The following is a 24018-nucleotide window of genomic DNA, read 5'->3' on the forward strand; positions in this document are numbered from 1 at the left end:
ATCAGCAGGATGTCGTCGAATTGCCACCGGTCACGCCCGGCGTCAGATTGCGGTCGTCCCTGACCAGCAGTGCGGCTTCCCTTTCAAAGCGGGAACTCTTGACGAACATCGTCCCGAACAGGGGCTGATAATCATAATAGACCTCGACATACATCACTGCCATGCCCGTAGGGGCCGTCACCATGTGACCCGTGCGCCCCATCCCGCTGGCCTCGACCGTTCCGGCCACACCATAGGCAGAAGCGACTGCCAGATCGCCGCTGCAACGCTGCCAGTGAATGTATTGCTGATTTTTGGAATTGATCTCCAGACTGGAGAGAATGATGCGTCCGTGCGCCTCGAAATTGAAGCTGTTACCCTGATAGAGCCCCCCGGTCATGACCGAGGCGACCTGGGTTTCAGTCACGGTAGGCGTTACCGAACTGTTGTCGGTCTGGCCGATACGCGAAGAGTTGTCGGCCACTGAGGTCGCGATCTCGCTAACCTCCATGTTGATCATCGACATATAGGCGACCTCGGTGCCGTAAAGCCCCAGGATCAGGAAGATCGGCAGCGCCAGAGCAAATTCCAGGATCGACACACCGCGCCGGTCCCGCCGCATGGCCCGCAGCCATCCGGCGACTTTGGCCTTGGTGAATCCCTGCATCACTTGCACACCCCGACCGACGAACCATAGGTTGTCTGGGTCGCAAACGGCTGGTTCTTGCGAACCGAAGTGGCCGTGAGGGTCTGGTTCGTATTCCAGTTTTTCATCAGCGGGACCGGAAACAGCGGCTTGTAGGTTACAGTCGCGGTGTAAAGGATGACATCATCCGCGCCGCCATTGCCGGAGACGCCGATGTCTGCATCCCACTGCCCGTTCTGGTTCTCGTCGATATAGCTTTCGCCGTTGTCGCAAGTACCGTCGTTATTGGAATCGTTCCACGACTCCGCACGGCCGACGTCGGTGAAATCGTAATAGCTCTTGCGCGAAAACGTCAGCGTAGCGCTGGGAATCACCTTCTGGACGATCCCTGTCACATAGGCGTCCTCGGTGGTCGTATTGGCGGTCTCGATGGTGCCGCTGCGCGAGACCTGCTCCACTGCGCCGTGCAGCACGGAATTGATATACGCCATATACCCGATGTCGAAGATGCCCATCATCATCAGCAGAAACACTGGAGCCGCCAGTGCGAACTCCACCACGGTGACGCCACCCCGGTCGCTCGCAATCGCACGCAGAACGCCTGGTCGATGACGAAAAGCAGGAGGCGTCACTGAACGATCCTCAGTTCGCCCACCTGCTTGGCAATCTCCTGGAACGCAGTGTTCAGGCCGCTGGCATCCGTGGCGGAATACGAACTGTCATCCGATGAGCAGTACTGCAGATCATCGGAAAGCGTGGAGGTAAACGCGATCACCCAGATGCGAATGCCCTTGGCCTTGATCGCATCGCACGCCGCGCGGAAACGGGAGGTATGGTAATCGTCATCGTTTGTGTAACCGTTGGCCGTTACGCGGCGGTCCCAGTACTCCAAGCCCCAGGCCTGCTGGATCATGTAGTTCGTATCCATCTCGCCGTCGGTCATGAAGATGAGGTGGCGTGAGACTTCACCGCCGTTCTGCGGCGCCGCGGTAACATTCGCCGAGAACATCCCGGTCGGCGAGGCCAGACGACCGCCCCAGATCATGCCGATATCGAGGTAGGTTCCCCCCTCGGCGACCAGGCTGTCAGCATAGGCGTTGAAGGCGGTTTGCGACATTTCGCTGAGCAGTTGCGCCTTCGCCGGGCAGAAGGTGTAGCCCAGACTGATAACGGAATAACCATAGTAGCCGTTCGCATACTGGATACGGCCGCTGGAATCGGTCCGCAGATACGCGACTTCAGGCCACATCGGTGCCCACTTGCTCTTGTCGTCGCTCGTCGGCGCGCCATCGATATCAAGGTCCAGCGCCGCAGCAGGCGATATCCCCGTCGCCGAGCTATACGTGACATTCGTGGCAGGTACGGTGGATCGCTCTTCGATGCAGCCGCCCCAGCTCGAACTGACGGCGGCACCATTGGTCCCGGTCGGCGTGGACACGGTGGAGAAGGCCTTGTACTTGCTGGTATCATAGGTAATCGGCGCATAGAGATAATATGACGTCACATTACGCGACGTATAACTATAAGAAATATAGTAGTATGTGTTTCTGTTCGATGTGAATGCCTGACAGGCGTAGGTATATTTCCTCTGTGCCTGCGTCGTTACGCCATTTGATGTCGACGAACTTCCGTAGTTTGAATAATCGGAATCGTTACTCAGACCCGATTTCGCCAAAGCAGTGTTGCAGGACGCCAGGGTGGAATAGGCGGTCGAGTTGTATTTGGTCCAGCTTGACGCCGAAGAGGCCGAACCCGTCGTCGTGACGAACTGGCGCGACTGGTACGTGCGCGTATCGACAAGGTAGGACGGGTTCAGATTATACAGCAACTGCCCCACGTTCACGGTCGTGCTGTACGGCACGAATCCATAGCGGATACGCGCGTTGGTGCCCGACGTAGAGCTTTGCAGCGTCGTGTAGAAATTCTTCATCGCGGTGCGCAGGGCGGCGATACGCGTGGTGCTACCGAGAGTTTCGTCCATCGATCCGGTGGTATCAAGCACCATCATCACATCGGCATTGCCCACGCCCATCGAACTCGCACAAGTTGCGGTCAGCGGGATCGTCGTGAATCCGAACAACCGGACCACTGCGGTGTTCATGACCGTGCTGGCCGAACCATCGACCGTCGAGCCGCTGTCGGGCGTGCTCGACGTAAACGTGGTGCCATGGGTGTCCTGATCGGCGTCGAGGAAATTCGCGCCGAAATAGGTCGTCGCGGCTGTCTGCGAAGCCGTGTCATAGCCATTGGTCGTCACCGTGCGGCGCCCGGCAAGCACAGCGGCGTCGCAAGCGGCCTGCAACTGGTTCTTCACCTTGTAGGCCCGGCTGAGATCGATTGAGGCCCCGACGATCATCGCGGTGACGATCATCCCGACCGCCGCGATCGGCAGCAGACTTCCAGCAGTGTCGCGAAGGAGAGCGACGAAGGATTTGACGATGCGACCCATGAGTTTGCAGGCTTTCTGCGGATTTTAGGCTTGATCCTCGTCCCCTATCGGCAAATGTTTAACGAACACTTTGACGCACTGCGCCAAAATGGACATTCACGATCGTTAACGACCGAGAAATAATGCAACTGCGAGCAAAAATGCGGAACCTTTCCGAAACTTGTCGGTTATTGCCCCAAATCGGGGCTTTGCGCGCACGGGGGGCGCAGCCCGCGCGCGCCTGCGGCCGTTCCCCGCGAGAGTACCGATGACGTCATCCCAGGGACCGAATTCCCAGATTCTTCTCGCTTTTGCCCTGCCACTAATTCTAGGGCTCTGCCTTCTGACCGACATCACCCTGCCACTCGGCACCGGGGTGAGTGTACTCTATCTCCTGCCCACCGTTATCGCCTATGCAGGCAGACGTCCGGTCGCTCCGATAGCGACCGCAATCGGTGGACTTGGTTGCGTCACGCTAGCCTATTTTTACGCACCTGACGGCGTAGCCGCCTCGATCGCGATCATGAACCGGCTACTCTCGGGTGCGACCAACGTACTGGTCGCCATCATCGGCGCGTCGATCATTCACTACCGTAACCGCAACCGCCATGCACAGGCGCTGCGGGTGGCTGAAGCCGAACTGGCCCGGACCATGGCCGGTGAAGTCCCGCTGGACGAACTGGGTCACCGCGCCATCACCTTTCTTGCCGAACAGTTCGGGGCCAGTGCCGGGGCCCTGTTCGCCCATGAAGACGGCCAGTATCGCCGCATCGCTACCGTCGGCGTGCCGCAGGACGCGAACATCCCGCGGACAACATCCCCGGACGACGGTCTGCTGGGCGAAGTCATCCGCACCGGAAAGACCATACATCTGGCCGATGTTCCGGCAGGCTACCTCGAAATCGGCAGCGCGCTTGGCCGCGCGGTGCCGCGCGCGCTCGTGATTGGCGCCGCGCAGGTCGACGGCTTCGTGAATGCGGTAATCGAACTGGGCTTTCTCGATCAGCCGAACGCTCGCCCCGAGGACGTGTCCGAATTCCTCGACCTCGTGGGCGGACCACTCGGGATTGCCCTGCGTTCCGCCAAGTACCGCTCACGCCTTGAGCACCTGCTGGCCGAAACCCAGAACCAGGCCGAGGAATTGCAGGCCCAGAGCGAGGAACTGCGCGCCAGCAACGACGAACTCGAAGCGCAAAGCAAGCAATTGCTGGATTCGCAGACCGAGCTGGAACAGCAGCAGGCCGAACTCGAACGCTCGAACGCGCAGCTCGAAGAACAGACCGCCTCGCTCGAAGCCCAGCGTGACGAACTCGCGCGCGCGCAATCGCGCCTGCGCGGACAGGCCGACGATCTGGAACAGGCCAGCCGCTACAAGTCCGAATTCCTCGCCAACATGAGCCACGAATTGCGCACCCCGCTCAATTCGCTGCTGATCATGGCGCGACTGCTGGCGGACAACCGCACCGGCAACCTGTCGGGCGAGCAGGTCCGTTTTGCCGAGACCATCGAGACGGCGGGCAACGATCTGCTCGCCCTCATCAACGACGTGCTCGACATTTCCAAGATCGAGGCCGGTCGCATCGACCTCGATCTGCACGAGACCTCGCTGGCCACGCTGCTCGCCAAGCTGCGCGACACGTTCGCGCCGGGCGCCGAGCGCAAGGGGCTGAAGCTGGCAATGAGCGTGGCGCCGGAGACACCAGCCTCGCTGGAAACCGATCCCCTTCGCCTCGAACAGATCCTCAAGAATTTTCTATCGAATGCGCTCAAGTTCACCGATGCCGGTTCGGTCGAACTCGCGGTTCGCAGCACCGGGAACGACACGCTCGCCTTCACCGTGCGTGACAGCGGGCCCGGCATCGCACCCGAGCAGCAGCAGGCGATCTTCGAGGCGTTCCGACAGGCCGATGGCGGCATCGCCCGCAAGTATGGCGGCACCGGCCTTGGCCTCTCGATCTCGCGCGAACTGGCGCGCCTCCTCGGTGGGCAGATATCGCTCGAAAGCGAACCCGGCAAAGGCAGCGCCTTTACGCTGACGCTTCCCTGCACATTTGCGGGGAGCGGGGAAGCCACGCCCGCGCCAATGCGCCAACAGGAGACGATCCGCCCGACAGCCGCCGCACCAGCGCCGCGATCCACGACATCGCTCCACGCAACGTCTACCAAGGATGACCGCGAAGCGCTCTCCGGCGATTCCCGCATCATTCTGGTGGTCGAGGACGATCCGGCCTTCGCCCGTATCCTGCGCGATCTGGCGCACGAAGTGGGCTTCCACTGCCTGATCGCCGGAACCGCAGACGAAGGCGCGATGCTGGCGCGGCAATATCTGCCCCATGCCGTGATCCTCGACATGCACCTGCCCGATCACACCGGCCTGTCGGTACTGGACCGGATCAAGCGCGACATCCGCACGCGCCATATCCCGGTCCACATCGTCTCTGCCGACCACGACGATCACGGCGCGCTGGCCAGTGGCGCGGTCGGCTATCTATTCAAGCCGGTCAGCCGCGACGCGCTGGTCGATATGCTGGAAGGCCTCGAAGCCCGCATGGAGCAGCGTCTGCGCCGTGTTCTGGTGGTCGAGGACGACGCGATGCAGGCCGAGGCGGTGAACCATCTTCTCGCCACCCGCGATGTCGAGACGATCGCCGCTTCCAGCGCAGCCCAGTGTCTTGAACGCCTCGGCACCGAGACGTTCGACTGCATGGTTCTGGACCTCAACCTGCCCGATATGTCCGGGCTGGACCTGCTGGAGAAGCTCTCGGGCGACGACAGGCTCGGCTTCCCGCCGGTGATCGTCTACACCGGCCGCGACCTCTCGACGGAAGAGGAAATGCGGCTGCGGCGCTATTCCAAGTCGATCATCGTCAAGGGCGCCAAGAGCCCCGAGCGGCTGCTCGACGAGGTTTCGCTGTTCCTGCACCAGGTGGTGTCCGACCTGCCGCCCGAGCAGCGCCAGCTGATCGAACGCTCGCTGGGCCGGGACTCCGCACTGGAAGGCCGCCAGATCCTTGTTGTCGAGGACGATATCCGCAATGTCTATGCCCTCACCGCCGTGCTCGAACCGCATGGCGTGGGCGTTCGCATAGCCCGCAATGGCGTCGAGGCGATGGACGAACTGGCCAGAACCGAACGGGGCGAGCGTTCGCCGATCGATCTTGTACTGATGGACGTGATGATGCCCGAAATGGACGGCCTCACCTGCATGCGCGAAATCCGCAAGGACCCGCGCCGTGCCGGGCTTCCGATCATCGCGCTCACCGCCAAAGCCATGGCGCGCGATCACCAGGAATGCCTTCAGGCCGGTGCGAACGACTATTTGTCCAAGCCGCTCGACGTGGACAAGCTGCTCAGCCTCGTGCGTGTCTGGATGCCCCGCTGATGCGTACGGGCGAGACCATCGAGGACATCGAGCTGGACCTGCTGGTCGAGGCGATCTGGCGTCGGTATCAGTACGATTTCCGCGACTACTCACGCCCCTCGCTGCTCCGGCGGATGCAGCGCGCGCAGACGCATTTCGGCTATCCCACGATGTCGCGGATGCTCGACCGTGTGCTGCACGATGCAGACAGCCTGACCACGCTGATCGGCTACCTGACCATTCAGGTCAGCGAGATGTTCCGCGACCCCACATACTTCAAGGCACTGCGCGAGAAGGTGATCCCTCACCTGCGCACGTGGCCGACGATCAAGGTCTGGGTGGCAGGCTGCGCCAATGGCGAGGAGTTCTACTCGCTGGCGATCCTCTTCCACGAAGAGGGCCTGTCGGACCGCACGATGTTCTACTGCACCGACATCAACCCCGGCGCCCTCTCGCGGGCCGAGGGCGGCATGTACGAGGTCGAGCGCATCGCCGGTTTTTCGCGCAACTACATCGAGGCCGGCGGCACGGGATCGCTGTCGAACTATTACACGGCCAATTACGGCATGGCGCGCTTCTCGCCCGAACTGCGCCGCCGGGCGGTCTTCGCCGACCACAACCTCGCCAGCGACGAGGTGTTTTCCGAAGTGCAGCTCGTCTCCAGCCGCAACGTGCTGATCTACTTCGACCGCACCTTGCAGGACCGTGCACTGGACCTCTTCGCCCGATCGCTGCCGCGCGGCGGGTTCCTTGGCCTAGGCTCCAAGGAGACCATTCACTTCTCCGATCAGGCGCGCCGTTTCAACGACTTCGCCCCGCAGGACAAGATCTACCGCCGCAACGCCCTCGACACGCAGGAGGCCGCCTTTGCAGAGTGAACCGATCCGCATTCTCGCGGTCGACGATATCCGCGAAAACCTCGTCGCGCTGGAGGCCGGGCTCGACCAGCCGGGCGTCGAACTCGTTACCGCACGCTCGGGCATGGAAGCGCTGGAACTGCTGCTGCGGCAGGATTTCGCACTGGCCCTGCTCGACGTGCAGATGCCCGAGATGGACGGCTTCGAACTCGCCGAACTGATGCGCGGGACCGAGCGCACGCGCGGTGTGCCGATCATCTTCCTCACCGCCGTCGCCACCGACGAGCGCCGCCGCTTCCGCGGCTTCGAAGCAGGTGCGGTGGACTACATGCTCAAGCCGCTCGACCTGCATGTGCTCAATTCCAAGGTGGCGGTCTTCGTCGAACTCGCCCGCCAGCGGCAGGAAATCGCCCGCCAGCGCGATGAACTCGGTATGGCGCTCAGCCGCACCCGCGCGCACGGCGACAACTCGCCGCTTGCCGTGCTAGAAATCGACGAATCCCTGCGTATCGTGCGCTGGGCCAAGAGCGCGGAACGCCTGCTGGGCTTTACCGAGGCCGATATGCTCGGCCTGCACCTTACCGAAGCGCCGTTCCTGCGCAGCGAGGACCGATCGACGATAACCGAGCGGTTTCGCGCCCTGATGGGGCCGCACAGCGACCGCACCCGGATCGACCAGCACATGCTGCGGGCCGACGGCAAGGATCGGCTGGGCGAATGGTACTGCTCTTCGCTGCCGCCAACCGGCTCGCGCCCCGCCAGCGTGACCGTCGCCATGCTCGACGTCACCGAACGGCATGAGGCGGAACAGACGCAGCGGCTGCTGATCGGCGAACTCAACCACCGGGTAAAGAACACGCTGGCGACCGTCCAGGCCATCGCCAGTCAGGGCCTTCGCCATGCCAGCGGACTGAGCGAGTTTCACGAGGCCTTCAATGGCCGCTTGCAGGCGCTCGCCCGCGCGCACTCCTCCTTGTCGCAGACGACCTGGGCACCCGCCGGCCTGCGCAACCTGATCGCCGATCAGGTCGCCATCGGCGCGCTGGGCGAAGACCGACTTCACCTTTCTGGCCCTGACGTCGATATGCCGCCAGAGATCGCGCTGCGTTTCGCGCTTATCCTGCATGAACTGACCACCAACGCGAACAAATATGGCGCCCTCTCCAATCAGAGCGGTGTCGTGTTTCTGGAATGGTCGCTGGAGCATGGAGCCCTGAACCTCGTCTGGCGCGAAGCCGGTGGACCTGTAGTCTCCCAACCAGAACGGCGCGGCTTCGGCTCGACGTTGATCGAGCGTTCCATGGCATCCGATGGTGCGCATATCGCAGCCGCCTTCCTGCCCTCCGGCGTCGTCTGGACGATGCATCTGCCGTTGCCGGACACCATGGCAGAGCCACACCCAACGGCTGAATTTTCCTCAGACATGCAGCCTGCCCTCGCAGCGCCCACCTCCCGGCCAGCCCCGCCGCCAACTGCCTCGCCTGCGGCCCCACCCTCCGTCATGACACCCGTTTCCCACGCATCCACGCCTTTCGCTTTGGCACCGGCAGCTTGCTCCACCGAAGGGTTCGTCGTTCTCGTAGTCGAGGACGAACCGCTGGTGGCGATGGAACTGACCATGGAAATCGAGGACCACGGCGGCATTGCCATCGGGCCTGCGACATCGTGCGAACAGGCCTTGGCGATGATCGCCCATCGCCCCCCGAAAATGGCGCTGCTCGACGGCAATCTCAATGGCGAGCGCGTGGATGTCGTGGCGGATCGACTGGCCGCGAACGGCACCCCCTTTGCCTTCGTCAGCGGCTACGACCGGGAGCACCTGCCCGAAGCACACCGCGACCGCCCCATGCTGGGCAAGCCGTTCCTGCCCGCCGATGTCCATACGATCCTGCAGCGCCTCGCCGCCGAATGCACTGAAAATGCCGACTGACGAGGCTCCTTGGAGGCACTAGGAAACGCCTTATGTCTCGTCCCCTCGCGTCCATCCTGTTCGTCTGCCTGGGCAATATCTGCCGCTCTCCTCTGGCGGAAGCCGCCATGCGGCACGAGGCAGGTGGCGCAGGCATACAGTTGGAGATCGATTCGGCCGGAACCGGCGCCTGGCACCTCGGCCATGCCCCGGACCCGCGCTCGATTGCCGAAGCGGCCCGGCACGGTATCGACATTTCGCACTATACGGCGCGGCAGGTCACGGCAGAGGATTTCCATCACTTCGATCACATCGTCGCGCTCGACCGGTCCAACCTTGCGAACCTTCGACGTCTGGCCCCGGACGACAGCACGGCCCATCTCTCGATGCTGATGGATCACGTCCCCGGAATGGCTGGCCGCGATGTCGACGATCCCTACTATGGTGAGCCCCGCGATTTCACACGCACCTGGGGCGAGGTGCTGGAAGGCGCGAGAGGGCTGCTCGGCAAATTTGCGTAGATGTCGCATGGCGCAATGTCCACAAACGCCCCAAAGCTGAACCTCGAACGCCTCTCACGAAGCCCGGATAGCTGCCTTTTCAAGCGAGAGCCTTGGATAACGGTCTATCCAGCGCTTCGAAGAAACCCGGTCAACGAAAATTGGGAGCTTGTCAGTGAGGAAGTGTGTCGTCGGCCGCAGCCGTAGCGCGAACAGGTCATCAAGCCCAAGAGGTGCGTTAATCTCCATTGCGCCCGACGATCCTAGCCGAACTGCAACCGCCGTTGCCGTCTCAGGCCAATGTCGCATAGCATCACCCGCTGAGGTATAGGGGGCATCCCCATTGCGAAGGTGCATACGGGCCTGATTTTTCACTGACCATAGCAGGCTCGGCATTGCGCGCCGCAACTCCTTCTCAATACGTTCGTCAAGATCGGCCTGCGGCAAGGCGTCATCATACCAGATGACATCAACATCGCCCTTCGGTGTCGTCACCGCATACCCGTGAAGGTGGTCCCAAAGGGCGTCGCGGACAAAGCCCGCACCGATCCAACAATCGGGTAGGTCAAACGTCGACACAACCTCTAGCGCCCTGCGCCGTAGAGGATCGCTCATCATGAGAGTTTGAAGGACGGCGATTTGATCCATGCAGAACGCCTTAGCAACTTCCGCAAACGACCGCTTTGCCTATTTTAAGAGCCGTCACCTGCCCGAGCGCTTTCCACCCATGTTGGCCTTCTAGTAGACGTCAACATGCCCACGCGCACCTAAAACCGGCGTAACCAATAACGCATCGGCTTCTCGCTTTCTACGCTCTCGCCCTTGTCCTTCCAGCGCAAGGTCGTGCTGAGCGCATCTTCGCGCCGGTAGCCTCGCCCCGTCCAGAACCGGTCGAGCGGCACGTAGCCCTGGGGACGCGCGGGGTGATCGACCGGACGCTCCACGGCTGCGAAAGTCGCCATTCGCGCGCCACTCGCCTGTGCATGCCGTTCGCGATGATCGAAGAAGGCATGACCCACCCCCTGCCCGCGCCAGGACGGCAGCAGGACCGATTCGCCGAAATAGAACAAATGTTCGATATCGAGTCCGGCCTCCCGGAACGGTGCGCTGAACGCCGCTTTCTGCCCTGCCATCGGCGCCGCCGTCGCCGCCCCCACGACCACCCCACCCGCTCTCGCCACCACCAGCACCGCGCCCGGCGCTGCCGCGAATTCGCGCAGATATTCGCCCTCATGGGCAAGATCGCCCTCATAGAGATAGGGCCACTCCGCAAAGACCGCGATGCGCAGCCGCGCCAGATCTGCGATGGCAGACGCGATTTTCGCCCCCGTCAGGCTTTCCACTTCCACCATCGTCACCTCTTTTACCTGCCTCTCGCTTGCCTTGCGTCGCATGCCCGGCGATAACCACGCAATGGGATCGCCCGATCCCATGCGCGATTTGCTTTTGCACCGGCTTGCACTATATGCGCGCCGGAATACCCCGGCCCCTCCGTCCTCGCAGCGATGCGGCCCGGCACCGGGGATACCGCTCTTTTCGAACGCCCGTGTTCACTGTTCAAGGACGAAGCGCATGTCCCGTCGCCGCCAGATCTACGAAGGCAAGGCCAAGATCCTCTACGAAGGCCCCGAGCCCGGCACGATCATCCAGTATTTCAAGGACGATGCGACTGCCTTCAATGCCCAGAAGAAGGGCACGATCCAGGGCAAGGGCGTGATCAACAACCGTATCAGCGAATACGTGTTCTCACGCCTCAACCACATCGGCGTTCCCAACCACTTCATCCGTCGCCTGAACATGCGCGAGCAGCTGGTGCGTCAGGTCGAGATCATCCCGATCGAGGTCGTGGTGCGCAACGTGGCCGCCGGCTCCATCTCCAAGCGCCTCGGCATTCCCGAGGGCGAGATGCTGCCGCACACGCTGATCGAATACTACTACAAGGACGATGCGCTGGGTGATCCGATGATCGCCGAAGAGCACATCGCCTGCTTCGGCTGGGCCACCAACGAGGAGATGCAGGACATCTCGTCGATGGCGATCCGCGTGAACGATTTCATGTGCGGCATGTTCGCCGCCATCGACATCCGCCTCGTCGACTTCAAGCTTGAATTCGGCCGCATCTGGGACGGCGACTTCAGCCGCGTGATCCTGGCGGACGAGATCAGCCCCGATGGCTGCCGTCTGTGGGACATGAACACCGGCGAGAAGCTCGACAAGGACCGCTTCCGCCGCGATCTCGGCGGCGAAGAGGAAGCCTATCAGGAAGTCGCCCGTCGCCTCGGCCTGCTGCAGGACGACAATGGTCCCAGCGAAGTGCTCGACCTGTCGAAGCACCGCAAGCTGCGCGGCAAATAATCGGATCGCAGGCCCCGCGCGCATAAGCGCGCGGGGCCTGCCGGTCGCCCGATGGCGACCTTCGGGCCGGACCGTTCTCGAGCCCTCACTATTGCGAACCATTCTCCTTGCGCTTTAGCGACTTGCGGGTAAATCTTCTCCGCAGGATGCCTGCAAGAACAATCGCGACACTCTCGCTCTCCGCCCTCCTGCTCGCCGGCTGCGCGCAGATTTCCGCGCACACGCCACCGGTTCCGGCGACTTCTCCCGCGCATGCTGCCAAGCCCGATCCGGCAAGCTGGGCCTTCGAGAGCAGCGATCTCCCCCTCGACCCCGACTGGCGCTATGGCCGCCTGCCCAACGGCATGCGCTACATGGTACGACACAACGCCATGCCTGCGGGCACCGCGATGGTGCGGCTTGACATGAACGTGGGCTCGTTCGACGAGGAACCGAGCGAACAGGGCTTCGCGCATTTTGTCGAACACATGGCCTTCAACGGATCGACCAATGTGCCCGAAGGCCAGATGGTCCCGCTGCTGGAGCGCGATGGCCTCGCCTTCGGGGCGGACACCAACGCCTCGACGAGTTTCGACCGGACGAATTACAAGCTGGACCTGCCGCGCGCCGATCCGAAACTGCTCGGCACCGCGCTGATGCTGATGCGCGAGACCGCTGGAAACCTGACGTTTGCCCCCGATGCCGTGGCGCGTGAACGCGGCGTGGTGCTGTCGGAAATGCGCGACCGCAACACATGGGCCTATCGCAGCACGCAGGATGCCACGCGCTTCTTCTATCCCGGATCGCGCTTTTCCGAACGCTTTCCGATCGGCCTCAAGACAACGCTCGATGCCGCCACCTCGCAGTCGCTCTATACCTTCTATCGCCGCGAATATGTGCCGAAAAACGCCACGCTGATCGTCGTGGGAGACTTCGACGCCGATGCCGTCATCGCCCAGATCAAGGCGCGGTTCGGGGACTGGCAGACGGCCCCGGTTGAACTCCAGCCCGATGGCGGACCTGTTTCGTCCAAGGACAAGGGCCGCACGTCGATCTATCTCGATCCGGCGCTGTCCGAACGGGTGACGATCCAGCGCAACGGGGCGTGGATGGACGAGCCTGACAGCGCGGCCCAGCGCGAGGAAAACCTTTTACGCTCTATCGGTTATGCCATCGTCAACCGCCGGCTCCAAAGCATCGCCCGACGCGCCGACGCCCCGTTCAAGGGCGCCGGGTTCGGCACCGGAGACGTCTTCGAGGCGGCCCGGTCCACCCGCCTGATCGTCGATACCGTAGACGGCGGGTGGCAAACGGGGCTGGAGAGCGCGACGCAAAGCTACCACAACGCGCTTGAGAACGGCTTCAAACCGTCCGAGGTCGCCGAACAGGTGGCCAATATCCGCACGCAGCTGGAAAACGCGGCTGCGGCCTCATCGACCCGCTCGAACGCCGCGCTCGTCGGCGCCGCCGAAGCGCTGATCGACGATCGCAAGGTGGCAACCACGCCGCAGTCGGTGCTCGACCGTTTCCGGGAGTTCGCGCCAAAGATCACACCCGACGCCGTACTCGCCGCCCTGAAGCGCGAAGCCCTGCCGCTGGCCGATCCGCTGATCCGCTTCCAGGGTCGCACTGCACCTGCAGGCGGCGAAAAGGCGCTGCGCCAGACATGGCGCGAGGCGCTTCACGCCCCGCTGACATCCGATACTACGCAGGCCGACACGCCGTTCGCCTATACCGATTTCGGCACGCCCGGCACCGTGGTCAGCGATCACGTCGATCCTCGCCTCGGCATTCGCGAAGTGCGTTTCGCCAACGGGGTTATGCTGAACATCCGGCATACCGATCTGGTGCACGACCAGATCTATGCCAGCTTCGCCATCGACGGCGGCGACCGGCTGGAGACGAAGGCCAATCCCACCGCCACCGACATGATGAGCTATCTCGACAAGGGCGGCCTCGGCAAGCACAGCCTCGACCAGCTCGACACGATCACTGCGGGTCATACCGTGGGCATGGCACTGGGGAGCAGCGGCACCTCGTTCGACGGGCGCTTTGCCACGACGCCCAGCGACCTCGGTCTGCAACTGGAACTGATGGCCGCGCTCATCACCGATCCGGGCTATCGGTCCGAAGGCGAGATCCAGTATCACCAGCAGGTGAACACCTTCTTCGCACAGATGGGCGCAACCCCTCAGTCGGAGATGCAGGCCAGGCTGGGCAACATCCTTTCGGACAACGACCCGCGCTTCTCGCTGCTCGCGCCCGAGGCCTACCGCGCGCTGACTTTCGCGAAGCTCAAGACCGACATCTACGACCGGCTGGCGCACGGCGCGGTGGAGATCGGCCTTGTCGGCGATGTCGATGCCGATCAGGCCATCGCGCTTGTCGCCAAGACCTTCGGCGCCCTCCCGAAGCGCGAAGACACCTTCCTGCACAACGACCAGCCGCCGCGCACGTTCTCGGCGGACCGCTCCGAGCGCGTACTGCGCCACACCGGCCCTGCAGATCAGGCGCTGATGCGGATCACCTGGCCGACCCGCGACGATGCCGATCCGGTGGAGGCGATGAAGCTCGAACTGCTTGAAAGCGTGATGCGGATCGAACTCACCGACGAACTGCGCGAGGCTCTGGGCAAGACCTATTCACCATCCGCCAGCAGCGACCTGTCCCGCGACTGGAAGGGTTATGGCACCTTCTCGATCTCAGCCTCGATCAGCGTCAGCGATGTGGCCGCGACCAAGGCGGCGATCGAGCGTGTCGTTGCCCGGCTGGGTAGCGAGCCGGTCAGCGCCGACGTGCTGCTGCGCGCCCGCGCACCGATGCTCGAAGGCTTCCAGAACGCGCTCAAGACCAATGCCGGATGGCTGGGTCTGGTCGGGCGCGCGCAGAGCCGCTCGGACCGGATCGACCGCTTCCAGCAGGCAGCACAGCGCCTTTCCGCGCTCACCGCTGCCGATGTCGAAGCCATGGCGGAGCGCTATCTGACGCCCGATCAGGGACTTGAGGTGCTGGTGATCCCCAAGGACGTGCCCCAATCGGTCGGCTGACACCGCACACGGTCATTTCGTTTCATCGCGAAGGAAGCACGGTTTGTAGACAGATGCAGGTGCATCCATTCCAATGGCAGACCCGGTTCTTAACTCGCGCATGTTGCATCGCAAAAGATGAGGCTCTCCAGATGACCGTCACGCTTTCCTCCGCCCCCGTCCAGCGCCTGAACAACGGCGTCGAGATTCCTCGCCTGGGTCTGGGGACCTGGCCGATGGAGAATACCGAGGCGGAGAACGCCGTGCGCACCGCTATCGAGGCGGGCTATCGGCTGATCGACACCGCCGAGAATTACAAGAACGAGCAGAGCGTGGGCGAAGGCATCCGCACCAGCAGTGTTGCGCGGGAGGAGATCTTCGTCACCACCAAGTTCAACCGCGAATGGCATTCGGTTGAAGGCGTGCAGGAGGCCTGCAAGGCCAGCCTCAAGCGCCTTGGGCTCGACTATATCGACCTGCTGCTGATCCACTGGCCCAACCCCGATCAGGACCGCTATGTCGCAGCCTATGAGGGCATGGAGCGGTTGCGCGAACAGGGGCTGGTGCGCGCGCTGGGCACTTCAAACTTCAAGATCCCGCATCTCGAAAAGCTGCTGGCGGCAGGTCATGTGCCGCAGCTCAACCAAATCCAGCTCGACCCCTATCGCCGCCGCGACGATATCGTCGCCTTCCACGAAGGAAACGGCATCGCCACCGAAACCTGGAGCCCGATCGGACGCGGCGACAGCCTGCTGGGCGATCCGGCGATCACTGCCATCGCGCAAGCGCATGACCGCACGCCCGCGCAGATCGTGCTGCGCTGGCACATCCAGTCCAGCTATCTGCCGGTGCCCAAGTCCGGCAATCCGCAGCGCCAGATCGAGAACCTCGACGTCTTCGAGTTCGAGCTGAAGGACGACGAGATGGAAACGCTGAACGGCCTTGGCCAGCCCGATGCCGAGATCATCGACGCCGACAGCTTCGGGCACTGAGATTGCTTGGAAATTCGCTGTAGGCGAATTTCATCGGCACGAGCGCTCGCCCCCACCCGGCCTCCCGACGACAGTATGCTATGGGAGGCCGGGTGGGGGCGAGGCCGGCGCTGCATCTCAAAGCTTCGACAATAACGGCACCAGTTCCTCGAACCCGTCGATCACAGCCGTGCCGCCCAGTGCGGCGGGGTCGCCATCGTTGAAACCGAAGCTGACAACCACGCAGGGCAACCCCGCCGCTTTCGCCGCGCCGGTATCGAAGCTGCTATCTCCCACATAGGCCGCTCTTCCGCCCCCCGCCCGCTCGATCATCAGGTCGAGCAGATCGGGCGCAGGTTTGCTGCGCCCCAGCCCCAGTGTATCGCCGCCGATCACCGTGAAGAAACGATGGCGCTGGCCGAGATCGTCGAGGATTTTCGTCGCGAGCCGCTCCAGCTTGTTGGTAACGACCGCCAGCTTCACACCGCGTGCGGCGAGATCGTCGAGCATCGCCTCGGCCCCCGGATAAAAGCGTGACAGATCGGTCATATGCGCTTCGTACCAGACCATCAGCGCCTCATAGAGCGCGGGCATCTGCTCTTCGGGAAGTGGACCGCCGGTGACCTCCAGCGCCTTGTGCAGCATGACGCGGGTGCCGCCGCCGATCAGATCGCGCACGGCATCGTCGAGAAGCGGCGCGCGGCCCGCCAGCGACAGCGCGTGGTTGACGGCACCGGCAAGGTCGCGATGGCTGTCGAGCAGGGTTCCGTCGAGGTCGAAACCAACGATATCAAAGGGAAACAAAGTCATTGCCGGTGTGGTGCAACCTCGGGATGGAAACTGCAACACTTTGCTGGCAAACGAGGATGATGACCACGGACACTGCCCCCCTCGCTATCGTCGTCCTTGCCGCCGGCAAGGGCACCCGCATGAAAAGCGACCTGCACAAGGTACTGCATCCCATCGCCGGTCGTCCAATGCTGGAGCATCTGCTGGCCAGCGCCGCACAGTTGGCGCCGCAGCGGCAGGTGGTAGTCGCCGGGCACGGGCGCGAGCAGCTGGAAAAAGCACTCGGCACCCGCGCGACGATCGCCGTGCAGGAGCCGCAGCTCGGCACCGGTCACGCGGTTCAGCAGGCGTACGAAGCGCTGGCGGACTTCACGGGCGACGTGCTGATTCTCTATGGCGACGTGCCGTTCGTACGCCCCGAAACCATGCAGGCGATGATCGCACGTCTACATGAGGCCGATGCTCCGGCGGTGGTTGTGCTCGGCTTCGAGCCCGAAGATCCGCTGCAGTATGGGCGCATCCTCGCGCATGAGGACGGGCGGATTGCGATGATGGTGGAATACAAGGACGCCAGCGACGAACAGCGCGCCTGCAGGCTTTGTAATTCCGGGCTGATGGCGGTGGGCAGCGCCGACCTGTTCGACTTGCTCGCCCGCGTCGGCAACGACAATGCGCAGGGCGAATACTACCTCGTCGATATCGTCAATGTCGCTACGCTGGAAGGCAAGCCCTGCGCGGTGATCGCCACCGACAATCCCGACGAAGTGGCGGGTATCAACAGCCGCGGCGAACTGGCAGGCGCCGAAGCGCGCTGGCAGGTGCGGCGCCGCGAGGCCGCGATGGTCGACGGTGCGACGCTCATCGCGCCTGAAACGGTGTTCTTCAGCTGGGACACGCAGCTGGGCCGCGACGTGACGGTGGAACCCAACGTGGTGTTCGGCCCCGGCGTCACCGTTGCCGACAATGTGGTGATCCACGCCTTCTCGCATCTGGAAGGCGCGATGCTGGAGAGCGGCGTCTCGATCGGTCCCTATGCGCGACTGCGCCCCGGCGCAGTACTGCGCAAGGGCTCGAAAGTGGGCAACTTCGTCGAGATCAAGAACGCCCAGTTGGGCGAAGGCGCCAAGGCCAACCACCTGACCTATCTGGGCGATGCCACGGTCGGCGCGGGCGCGAACATCGGCGCAGGCACGATCACCTGCAACTATGACGGCTATTTCAAGCACCGGACGGTTATCGGCGAACGGGCCTTCGTGGGCTCGAACAGCGCGCTGGTGGCACCGGTGAAGATCGGCAGCGACGCCATCGTCGCTGCGGGCAGCACTGTCACGCGCGACGTGGGTGATGGCGAGTTGCGCATCGTGCGCGCCGAACAACTGGTCAAGCCCGGCTGGGCCGACGCCTTCCACGATGCGATGAAGAAGAAGAAAGCCGAAAAGGCCGAGAACTGAACCTTTCCGTTTAGGAGCACTCCATGTCCGACAGTCCCTGGGGCCAGAGCCGCCGCACGACCGACGCCGATGAGGTCGATTACGAAATCCGGGGCCAGGAACTCCAGTTCGTCGAGATCGAACTCGATCCCGGCGAAAGCGCCGTCGCCGAAGCGGGCGCGATGGTATGGAAGGACGCCTCGATCGAGATGACGACCGTGTTCGGTGACGGTTCGGGCCAGCAGGGCGGCGGCTTCATGGGCAAGCTGCTGGGCGCGGGCAAGCGGCTGGTCACGGGCGAGAGCCTGTTCACGACCGTCTTCACCCACCACGGCACCGGCAAGGCCCGCGTCGCATTTGCGGCGCCCGTACCCGGCACCATCCTGCCGATCCGGCTGACCGACGTGGGCGGCCGGCTGATCTGCCAGAAGGATGCGTTCCTTTGCGCCGCGCGAGGGGTGCAGATGGGCATCCACTTCCAACAGAAGATCATGACAGGTCTGTTCGGCGGCGAAGGCTTTATCATGCAGCGCCTCGATGGCGACGGCATGGTCTTCGTTCAAATGGGCGGCATGGTGGTCGAGCGCGAACTGGCACCTGGCGAGGAACTGCATGTTGATACCGGGTGCGTGGCAGCCATGACGGCAAGCGTCGACTTCGACGTGATCCGGGCAGGCTCGGTCAAATCGATGATCTTCGGTGGCGAGGGCGTATTCTTCGCCCGGCTGCGTGGTCCCGGCAAGGTGTGGATCCAGTCGATGCCCTTCTCGCGACTTGCCGGGCGCATGCTTTCCGCCGCCCTGCCCGGCGGTCAACGGCGCGGGGAAGGCTCGATACTTGGTCCACTGGGTGATTTCATCGACGGCGATTGAAGTTTATTTACCTGACGTTACGAATTGGCGGATAACAGCGCGGCCTTCACTATTCGCAATGCCGGAGCCCCAACCCCGTGCCGATCTCGTTCAAGGATGCCCTGCGATTTTTGGCCTGGTTTTGCTGGGCCGGTGCCGCTCTTGGAATCGCGGTATTCGCCTGGACGTTGCTGACGCGCTGCTACACCGCACCGGGCTCGACCTTCTTTGAGGTGCGAATTTTCTGCGATCACGCCGCCGCGGCGCGAGGCAACAATGCCCTTTGGATCGCCATTGCACTGCTGATCGTCGGCGGATTCTTCCATCAGGCCGGTCGAAAGGCAAGTCGCCCCCCTCTTGGCTGACCCGTCAGGCTGTTAAGCCTTCACACAGCATTGCAGGTGCAGGGGGCGGATCGTAAGGTCGCTGAAGCGGGCCTTACGCCCTACCCCCTCCCTTTCGCGGCCACCCCGGCGCGGAGCAGCAAGAAACACGGCCCTATGTGCGGAATTATCGGAATTGTCGGCAAGGAACCCGTTGCCGAGCGTCTCGTCGATGGCCTGCGCCGCATGGAATATCGCGGCTACGACAGCGCGGGCGTGTGTACTGTCGATGACGGCCAGCTCGTGCGCCGTCGCGCCGAAGGCAAACTGCTCAATCTCGTCACGGAACTGGCGCGCAACCCCGCCCCCGGCCTGATCGGCATCGCCCATACCCGCTGGGCGACCCACGGCGCTCCCACCGCCGCCAACGCGCATCCGCATGCCACGTCCGAACTCGCGCTCGTCCACAACGGAATCATCGAGAACTTCCGCCCGCTTCGCGAGGCGCTCGAATCGCGCGGTCGCACTTTCGAGAGCCAGACCGACACCGAAGTGGTCGCCCATCTGGTGTCCGAGCAGGTCGAGGCAGGCGCCTCACCGCAGGAGGCGGTGAAGACCGTGCTGCCGCAGTTGCGCGGCGCCTTCGCGCTGGCCATCGCCTTCCGCCGGCATCCCGACATGCTGATCGGCGCCCGCCTCGGCTCGCCACTGGTCGTGGGGTACGGAGAAGGCGAAACCTATCTCGGCTCCGACGCGCTCGCCCTGGCCCCGCTGACGCAGCGCATCTCCTATCTGGAGGAAGGTGACTGGGTGGTCATCACCCGCGAAGGCGCGCAAATCTTCGATGCGCAGAACAATCCCGTGGTGCGCGAGATCGTGACCTCGGGCGCCTCTGCCGTCGCCATCGAGAAGGGCAACTTCCGCCACTTCATGCAGAAGGAAATCTACGAGCAGCCCACGGTGGTGGCGCAGACCCTGCGCAGCTACGTGCGCCCTGTAGACCAGTCCATCGCCCTGCCCCAGATCGACTTCGACCTTTCCGCCATCAAGCGCATCACCATCGTCGCGTGCGGCACCAGTTTCTATGCCGGCATGGTCGCCAAATACTGGATTGAGACCTTCGCTCGCGTGCCCGTCGATATCGATGTGGCCAGCGAGTTCCGCTATCGCGACCCCGTACTGGAAGCGGGCGGTCTGGCCCTGTTTATCTCGCAATCGGGCGAGACGGCGGACACCCTCGCCGCGCTCAAGCACTGCAAGGCGGCCGGACAGACCATCGCCGTCGTCGTCAACGTACCCACGAGCACGATGGCGCGTGAGGCCGACCTGCTGCTGCCCACGCACGCCGGGCCGGAAATCGGCGTCGCCTCGACCAAGGCCTTCACCTGCCAGTTGGCGGTGCTGGCGGCACTGGCCGCGCGGCTCGCGGTCTGCAAGGGGCGGATGGATCGCGACGAGGAAATGCACGTCGTCGAGCATCTGGTGCAGACGCCCGCCAGCCTCAACGCCGCGCTGGAGCACGACGAGGAAATCGCGGCGATGGCGCACCTTATCGCACCTGCGCGCGACGTTCTGTACCTCGGTCGCGGGCCGGACTTCCCGCTAGCCCTTGAAGGCGCGCTGAAGCTCAAGGAAATCAGCTACATCCACGCCGAAGGCTATGCCTCGGGCGAGATGAAGCATGGCCCCATCGCGCTGATCGACGAGGCAGTCCCGGTAATCGTCCTCGCCCCGTCCGGCCCGCTGTTCGAGAAGACCGTCTCGAACATGCAGGAAGTGCGCGCGCGTGGCGGCAAGGTCGTGCTGATCTCCGATGCCGAAGGCATCGCCGAAGCGGGCGAAGGTTGCCTCGCCACGATCGAGATGCCCAAGGTCCACCCGCTGATCGCCCCGCTGGTCTATGCCGTGCCGGTCCAGTTGCTGGCGTACCACGTAGCCTGCGTTAAGGGCACCGACGTAGATCAGCCGCGCAATCTGGCGAAGAGCGTCACGGTAGAATGATCCCTAAAGGGCGGCGAGCCCTTACTGCTCCGCCGCCCTTACTTCGTATCCGCCGCCCATCCTGACACTGCTATTCTCACGTATTTTGCGGCATTTTATAGCGAATGCGCCTCCAGACCGGATATTTCGTCACACGACGCCCTATTCGGGAAACTTATCGTCCATCGCATGCTTTACCGGGCGATAACTCTTGATTGGCTATGCATGCACCCGTGAACATGCGCGCTTCCGTTTCGCCGAGTCCTTCAAGCTCGCTGCCCTTGCTGGCTGTCATTGGCCTGATGACGCCCGCCCGCCGCGCAGACATGGACGATTGGGGCCGCTTGCGAGCTTTGCAGCACGCCGGCGCCAGCGAGCGCGGAATGCGCCTTTCCATCCAGCTTGCAGGCGGTTTCGTGGCCGCGGTACTGTCGGTCCGCGATGTACACCCGGCCCTCCTTGGCAGTTGGATCGCGGCTCTGCTGACGTCCTTGTGGCTGCTCACCAACAAGGCCAGCCATGCTGCCCGTACAGGTGCCCAACCAATTCCCTTGCCGTCCGCCCTGCTAAACGCGGCGGTCTGGGCCATGCCGATCCTGGTGACGCCGCTATTTCTGGGACAGATGCTGGCCCTCAAACTGTGGTTCGTGATCGCGGTTCTCATGACTGCCTCAGGGTTGCTGCTGCCTGCAGTACCGCTCGCCGCGCTGACGTTCATCATAGTGACAGGCCTTTCCAGCGCCGTCGGCTTCGCCATGGCCCGCGCGTTCGACATGACCGCGATCTCGCTCGCCTTTACGGCCGTGATCGCCTTCGGCACGGCGGAGAATGCCCGCCGCTTTCTCTCGGCACGGATCGCCGAAGCCGGGCGCGACGAAAATCAGGAAGTCGTCTCTCTGTTGCTTCGGGAATTCGAGGACAACAAAGCGGATTGGCTCTGGCAAACCGACATGAACCGCCGCGTTCGCACGGTCTCCCCGCGCTTCGCCTTTGCGCTCGGTCGTCATGCCGCTGACACCGAAGGCCTGCCCTTCGTTCAACTGGTGTCAGGTTCTGCCTGGGAAACCGGACGCTTCCCCCCCAGCCTCCACGAACTGGCAGAGCGACTGAAGCATCGCGCGCCGTTCTCCAACCTGCTCGTTCGCGTCAACATCGACGAAGAATGGCGCTGGTGGGAACTTTCCGGAACCCCGCGTTTCGATACGAGCGGCGTATTCGAAGGTTTTCGCGGCGTCGGCTCGGACGTTACCGAGGCCCGCGAAAGCTCTGAACGAATCGCCTGGATGGCGCGCTACGACACACTTACCGGGCTGCCCAATCGCACCATGCTGACCGACGCGCTCGCCGAAGCGCTGGCCGATGTCGAACGCTGGAAAAACCGCTGCGCCTTCCTGATGATCGACCTCGACCGCTTCAAGGCGGTGAACGATACGCTGGGCCATCATATCGGCGATCAACTGCTGGCCCGCGTAGCCGAGCGGCTGAAGGATCTGTTGAGCGAGACTGAACTGTGCGGACGCCTCGGCGGCGACGAGTTCGCGATCGTCATGCGCGATGTCCGCGACGATGCGCAAGTGCGTGCGGTTGCCGAAAAGATCATCACCCGCCTCTCGCAGCCTTACGAGGTGGACCGTCACACATTGTACGTGGGCGCTTCGGTCGGCTCCTCTGTCGGCCCGCGGGACGGGCAGAGCGTGGAAGCGCTGATGCGCAATGCCGATCTCGCGCTTTATCGCTCGAAGGGCAAAGGCGGCAATGGACACTTCACCTACGAACCCGCGCTCCATGTTCAGGCGGAAGAACGCCGACAACTGGAATTTGCCCTGCGACAAGCGCTCGACAACAACGAAATGTTCCTGAACTTCCAGCCTGTCGTGGCGGCCAACGAGGAAAACGTCGTCGCCTTCGAGGCCCTGCTGCGCTGGAACAGCCGCGATCACGGCCTGATCCCGCCGGACCGTTTCATTCCGGTCGCCGAAGAAACCCGCCTGATCGTGCCCATCGGTGAGTGGGTGCTGCGCGAGGCATGCCTTGAGGCGCTGAACTGGCCGGAGCATATCCGCGTCGCCGTCAACGTCTCGGGCGAGCAATTGCTGGCACCCGACTTCGGCGACACACTGGTGTCTGTACTCAGCGAGACCGGCCTTTCCCCGCACCGCCTCGAACTGGAAGTCACCGAAAGCATCTTCGTGCGCGATGCCGTACAGGCGCAGGCTACGCTGGAGCAGGCCATGGCACTGGGCTGCCGGATTGCGCTCGACGATTTCGGCACCGGCTACTCTGCGCTCGGCTACCTGCGCCAGTTGCGGTTTTCGACGATCAAGGTCGACCGCTCGTTCGTTCGGGGCGTCTCGGACGGCAGTGTCGAAAGCCTGGCGATCATCCGCGCGGTGGTGGCGATGGCGGAAAGTCTCGAACTCTCTACCACCGCCGAAGGTGTCGAAACCCAGCGGGACCTCGACATGATCCGCGCTCTTGGCTGCCGCAATGTCCAGGGCTTCCTGTTCGGTCGCCCGATGAGCGCCAGCGATGCCCGTTCTCTGTTCCGCACCCGGAACGCCCAGCAGGCCTGACACAAAAAAAGGCCACCTGCCGGATCAGCAGGCGGCCCTCTTGTCGATCCGGCAGGAAGCC

Annotated in this window: 18 protein-coding genes; 12 read left to right on the forward strand and 6 right to left on the reverse strand. The window is 63.2% G+C overall.

All coding sequences use genetic code 11. The features are described 5' to 3' along the window. Position 1 precedes the first annotated feature (1 nt). Genes AC3EC3_RS05620 through AC3EC3_RS05630 form a run of 3 tightly spaced genes read right to left on the reverse strand, consistent with a single transcriptional unit; the run spans position 2 to position 3074 of the window. Positions 2 to 646, reverse strand: coding sequence for a TadE/TadG family type IV pilus assembly protein (locus tag AC3EC3_RS05620; protein ID WP_488488639.1), 645 nt, complete (start codon positions 644 to 646; stop codon positions 2 to 4). Beyond that, a complete protein-coding gene (locus tag AC3EC3_RS05625; RefSeq protein ID WP_488488640.1) occupies positions 646 to 1257 on the reverse strand; it encodes a TadE/TadG family type IV pilus assembly protein in 612 nt (203 codons plus the stop codon). Before AC3EC3_RS05625 ends, AC3EC3_RS05620 begins: the two co-directional genes overlap by 1 nt. Beyond that, positions 1254 to 3074, reverse strand: a complete 1821-nt coding sequence (locus AC3EC3_RS05630; RefSeq protein WP_488488641.1) for a TadE/TadG family type IV pilus assembly protein — start codon at positions 3072 to 3074, stop codon at positions 1254 to 1256. Before AC3EC3_RS05630 ends, AC3EC3_RS05625 begins: the two co-directional genes overlap by 4 nt. A 247-nt stretch (positions 3075 to 3321) precedes the next feature. On the opposite strand from AC3EC3_RS05630, the gene AC3EC3_RS05635 reads away from it, so the two are divergent. Genes AC3EC3_RS05635 through AC3EC3_RS05650 form a run of 4 tightly spaced genes read left to right on the forward strand, consistent with a single transcriptional unit; the run spans position 3322 to position 9701 of the window. Continuing rightward, entirely contained in the window at positions 3322 to 6435 is a 3114-nt protein-coding gene (locus AC3EC3_RS05635; protein WP_488488642.1) for a response regulator, read from the forward strand. Next, complete coding sequence (locus tag AC3EC3_RS05640; protein ID WP_488488643.1) at positions 6435 to 7292, forward strand: CheR family methyltransferase; 858 nt, start codon at positions 6435 to 6437, stop codon at positions 7290 to 7292. The genes AC3EC3_RS05635 and AC3EC3_RS05640 overlap by 1 nt, the downstream gene beginning before the upstream one ends. Further along, positions 7282 to 9201, forward strand: a complete 1920-nt coding sequence (locus tag AC3EC3_RS05645) for a response regulator (protein WP_488488644.1) — start codon at positions 7282 to 7284, stop codon at positions 9199 to 9201. The genes AC3EC3_RS05640 and AC3EC3_RS05645 overlap by 11 nt, the downstream gene beginning before the upstream one ends. Before the next feature lie 32 nt (positions 9202 to 9233). Beyond that, positions 9234 to 9701 carry a low molecular weight protein-tyrosine-phosphatase gene (locus tag AC3EC3_RS05650; protein WP_488488645.1) on the forward strand — a complete coding sequence of 156 codons (468 nt, stop codon included), beginning with the start codon at positions 9234 to 9236 and terminating at the stop codon, positions 9699 to 9701. A gap of 54 nt (positions 9702 to 9755) precedes the next feature. Here AC3EC3_RS05650 and AC3EC3_RS05655 read toward each other — a convergent pair whose 3' ends face one another. Then, on the reverse strand, positions 9756 to 10328 hold the full coding sequence (locus AC3EC3_RS05655; protein WP_488488646.1) for a nucleotidyltransferase family protein: 573 nt from the start codon (positions 10326 to 10328) through the stop codon (positions 9756 to 9758). A 119-nt stretch (positions 10329 to 10447) separates the two neighbouring features. Beyond that, a complete protein-coding gene (locus tag AC3EC3_RS05660; protein ID WP_488488647.1) occupies positions 10448 to 11074 on the reverse strand; it encodes a GNAT family N-acetyltransferase in 627 nt (208 codons plus the stop codon). A 178-nt stretch (positions 11075 to 11252) separates the two neighbouring features. On the opposite strand from AC3EC3_RS05660, the gene purC reads away from it, so the two are divergent. The 3 genes from purC to AC3EC3_RS05675 all read left to right on the forward strand — a co-directional run bounded on the left by purC (position 11253) and on the right by AC3EC3_RS05675 (position 16032). Next, positions 11253 to 12035, forward strand: a complete 783-nt coding sequence (gene purC, locus AC3EC3_RS05665; protein ID WP_488488648.1) for a phosphoribosylaminoimidazolesuccinocarboxamide synthase — start codon at positions 11253 to 11255, stop codon at positions 12033 to 12035. Positions 12036 to 12181: 146 nt separating this feature from the next. Then, on the forward strand, positions 12182 to 15061 hold the full coding sequence (locus tag AC3EC3_RS05670; protein ID WP_488488649.1) for a M16 family metallopeptidase: 2880 nt from the start codon (positions 12182 to 12184) through the stop codon (positions 15059 to 15061). 131 nt (positions 15062 to 15192) lie between these two features. Then, entirely contained in the window at positions 15193 to 16032 is an 840-nt protein-coding gene (locus AC3EC3_RS05675) for an aldo/keto reductase (RefSeq protein WP_488488650.1), read from the forward strand. A 117-nt stretch (positions 16033 to 16149) separates the two neighbouring features. On the opposite strand, the gene AC3EC3_RS05680 is transcribed toward AC3EC3_RS05675, so the two are convergent. Further along, positions 16150 to 16821 carry an HAD-IA family hydrolase gene (locus AC3EC3_RS05680; protein WP_488488651.1) on the reverse strand — a complete coding sequence of 224 codons (672 nt, stop codon included), beginning with the start codon at positions 16819 to 16821 and terminating at the stop codon, positions 16150 to 16152. Positions 16822 to 16880: 59 nt separating this feature from the next. Here AC3EC3_RS05680 and glmU point away from each other — a divergent pair, with 59 nt between their 5' ends. From glmU to AC3EC3_RS05705, 5 genes are all read left to right on the forward strand, one after another. Further along, positions 16881 to 18251, forward strand: a complete 1371-nt coding sequence (gene glmU / locus AC3EC3_RS05685) for a bifunctional UDP-N-acetylglucosamine diphosphorylase/glucosamine-1-phosphate N-acetyltransferase GlmU (RefSeq protein WP_488489211.1) — start codon at positions 16881 to 16883, stop codon at positions 18249 to 18251. Positions 18252 to 18274: 23 nt separating this feature from the next. Further along, positions 18275 to 19102: a TIGR00266 family protein gene (locus tag AC3EC3_RS05690; RefSeq protein WP_488488652.1), complete on the forward strand. Its 828-nt coding sequence runs from the start codon at positions 18275 to 18277 to the stop codon at positions 19100 to 19102. 77 nt (positions 19103 to 19179) lie between these two features. Then, complete coding sequence (locus AC3EC3_RS05695; RefSeq protein WP_488488653.1) at positions 19180 to 19446, forward strand: hypothetical protein; 267 nt, start codon at positions 19180 to 19182, stop codon at positions 19444 to 19446. Positions 19447 to 19581: 135 nt separating this feature from the next. After that, positions 19582 to 21405, forward strand: a complete 1824-nt coding sequence (glmS, locus tag AC3EC3_RS05700; protein ID WP_488488654.1) for a glutamine--fructose-6-phosphate transaminase (isomerizing) — start codon at positions 19582 to 19584, stop codon at positions 21403 to 21405. A 362-nt stretch (positions 21406 to 21767) separates the two neighbouring features. Further along, positions 21768 to 23957 carry a putative bifunctional diguanylate cyclase/phosphodiesterase gene (locus AC3EC3_RS05705; protein ID WP_488488655.1) on the forward strand — a complete coding sequence of 730 codons (2190 nt, stop codon included), beginning with the start codon at positions 21768 to 21770 and terminating at the stop codon, positions 23955 to 23957. Positions 23958 to 24018 lie beyond the last annotated feature (61 nt).

Source organism: Novosphingobium sp. BAM6 (assembly GCF_057784955.1).

Bases quoted from the DNA above. Each gene is read 5' to 3' on its own strand.
- AC3EC3_RS05655 (WP_488488646.1), bottom strand. From the start codon at position 10,328: ATGGATCAAATCGCCGTCCTTCAAACTCTCATGATGAGCGATCCTCTA.
- AC3EC3_RS05650 (WP_488488645.1), top strand. From the start codon at position 9,234: ATGTCTCGTCCCCTCGCGTCCATCCTGTTCGTCTGCCTGGGCAATATC.
- AC3EC3_RS05680 (WP_488488651.1), bottom strand. From the start codon at position 16,821: ATGACTTTGTTTCCCTTTGATATCGTTGGTTTCGACCTCGACGGAACC.
- glmU (WP_488489211.1), top strand. From the start codon at position 16,881: ATGACCACGGACACTGCCCCCCTCGCTATCGTCGTCCTTGCCGCCGGC.
- AC3EC3_RS05660 (WP_488488647.1), bottom strand. From the start codon at position 11,074: ATGCGACGCAAGGCAAGCGAGAGGCAGGTAAAAGAGGTGACGATGGTG.
- AC3EC3_RS05675 (WP_488488650.1), top strand. From the start codon at position 15,193: ATGACCGTCACGCTTTCCTCCGCCCCCGTCCAGCGCCTGAACAACGGC.
- AC3EC3_RS05635 (WP_488488642.1), top strand. From the start codon at position 3,322: ATGACGTCATCCCAGGGACCGAATTCCCAGATTCTTCTCGCTTTTGCC.
- AC3EC3_RS05640 (WP_488488643.1), top strand. From the start codon at position 6,435: ATGCGTACGGGCGAGACCATCGAGGACATCGAGCTGGACCTGCTGGTC.
- AC3EC3_RS05705 (WP_488488655.1), top strand. From the start codon at position 21,768: ATGCGCCTTTCCATCCAGCTTGCAGGCGGTTTCGTGGCCGCGGTACTG.
- AC3EC3_RS05690 (WP_488488652.1), top strand. From the start codon at position 18,275: ATGTCCGACAGTCCCTGGGGCCAGAGCCGCCGCACGACCGACGCCGAT.
- glmS (WP_488488654.1), top strand. From the start codon at position 19,582: ATGTGCGGAATTATCGGAATTGTCGGCAAGGAACCCGTTGCCGAGCGT.
- AC3EC3_RS05630 (WP_488488641.1), bottom strand. From the start codon at position 3,074: ATGGGTCGCATCGTCAAATCCTTCGTCGCTCTCCTTCGCGACACTGCT.
- purC (WP_488488648.1), top strand. From the start codon at position 11,253: ATGTCCCGTCGCCGCCAGATCTACGAAGGCAAGGCCAAGATCCTCTAC.
- AC3EC3_RS05620 (WP_488488639.1), bottom strand. From the start codon at position 646: ATGCAGGGATTCACCAAGGCCAAAGTCGCCGGATGGCTGCGGGCCATG.
- AC3EC3_RS05670 (WP_488488649.1), top strand. From the start codon at position 12,182: ATGCCTGCAAGAACAATCGCGACACTCTCGCTCTCCGCCCTCCTGCTC.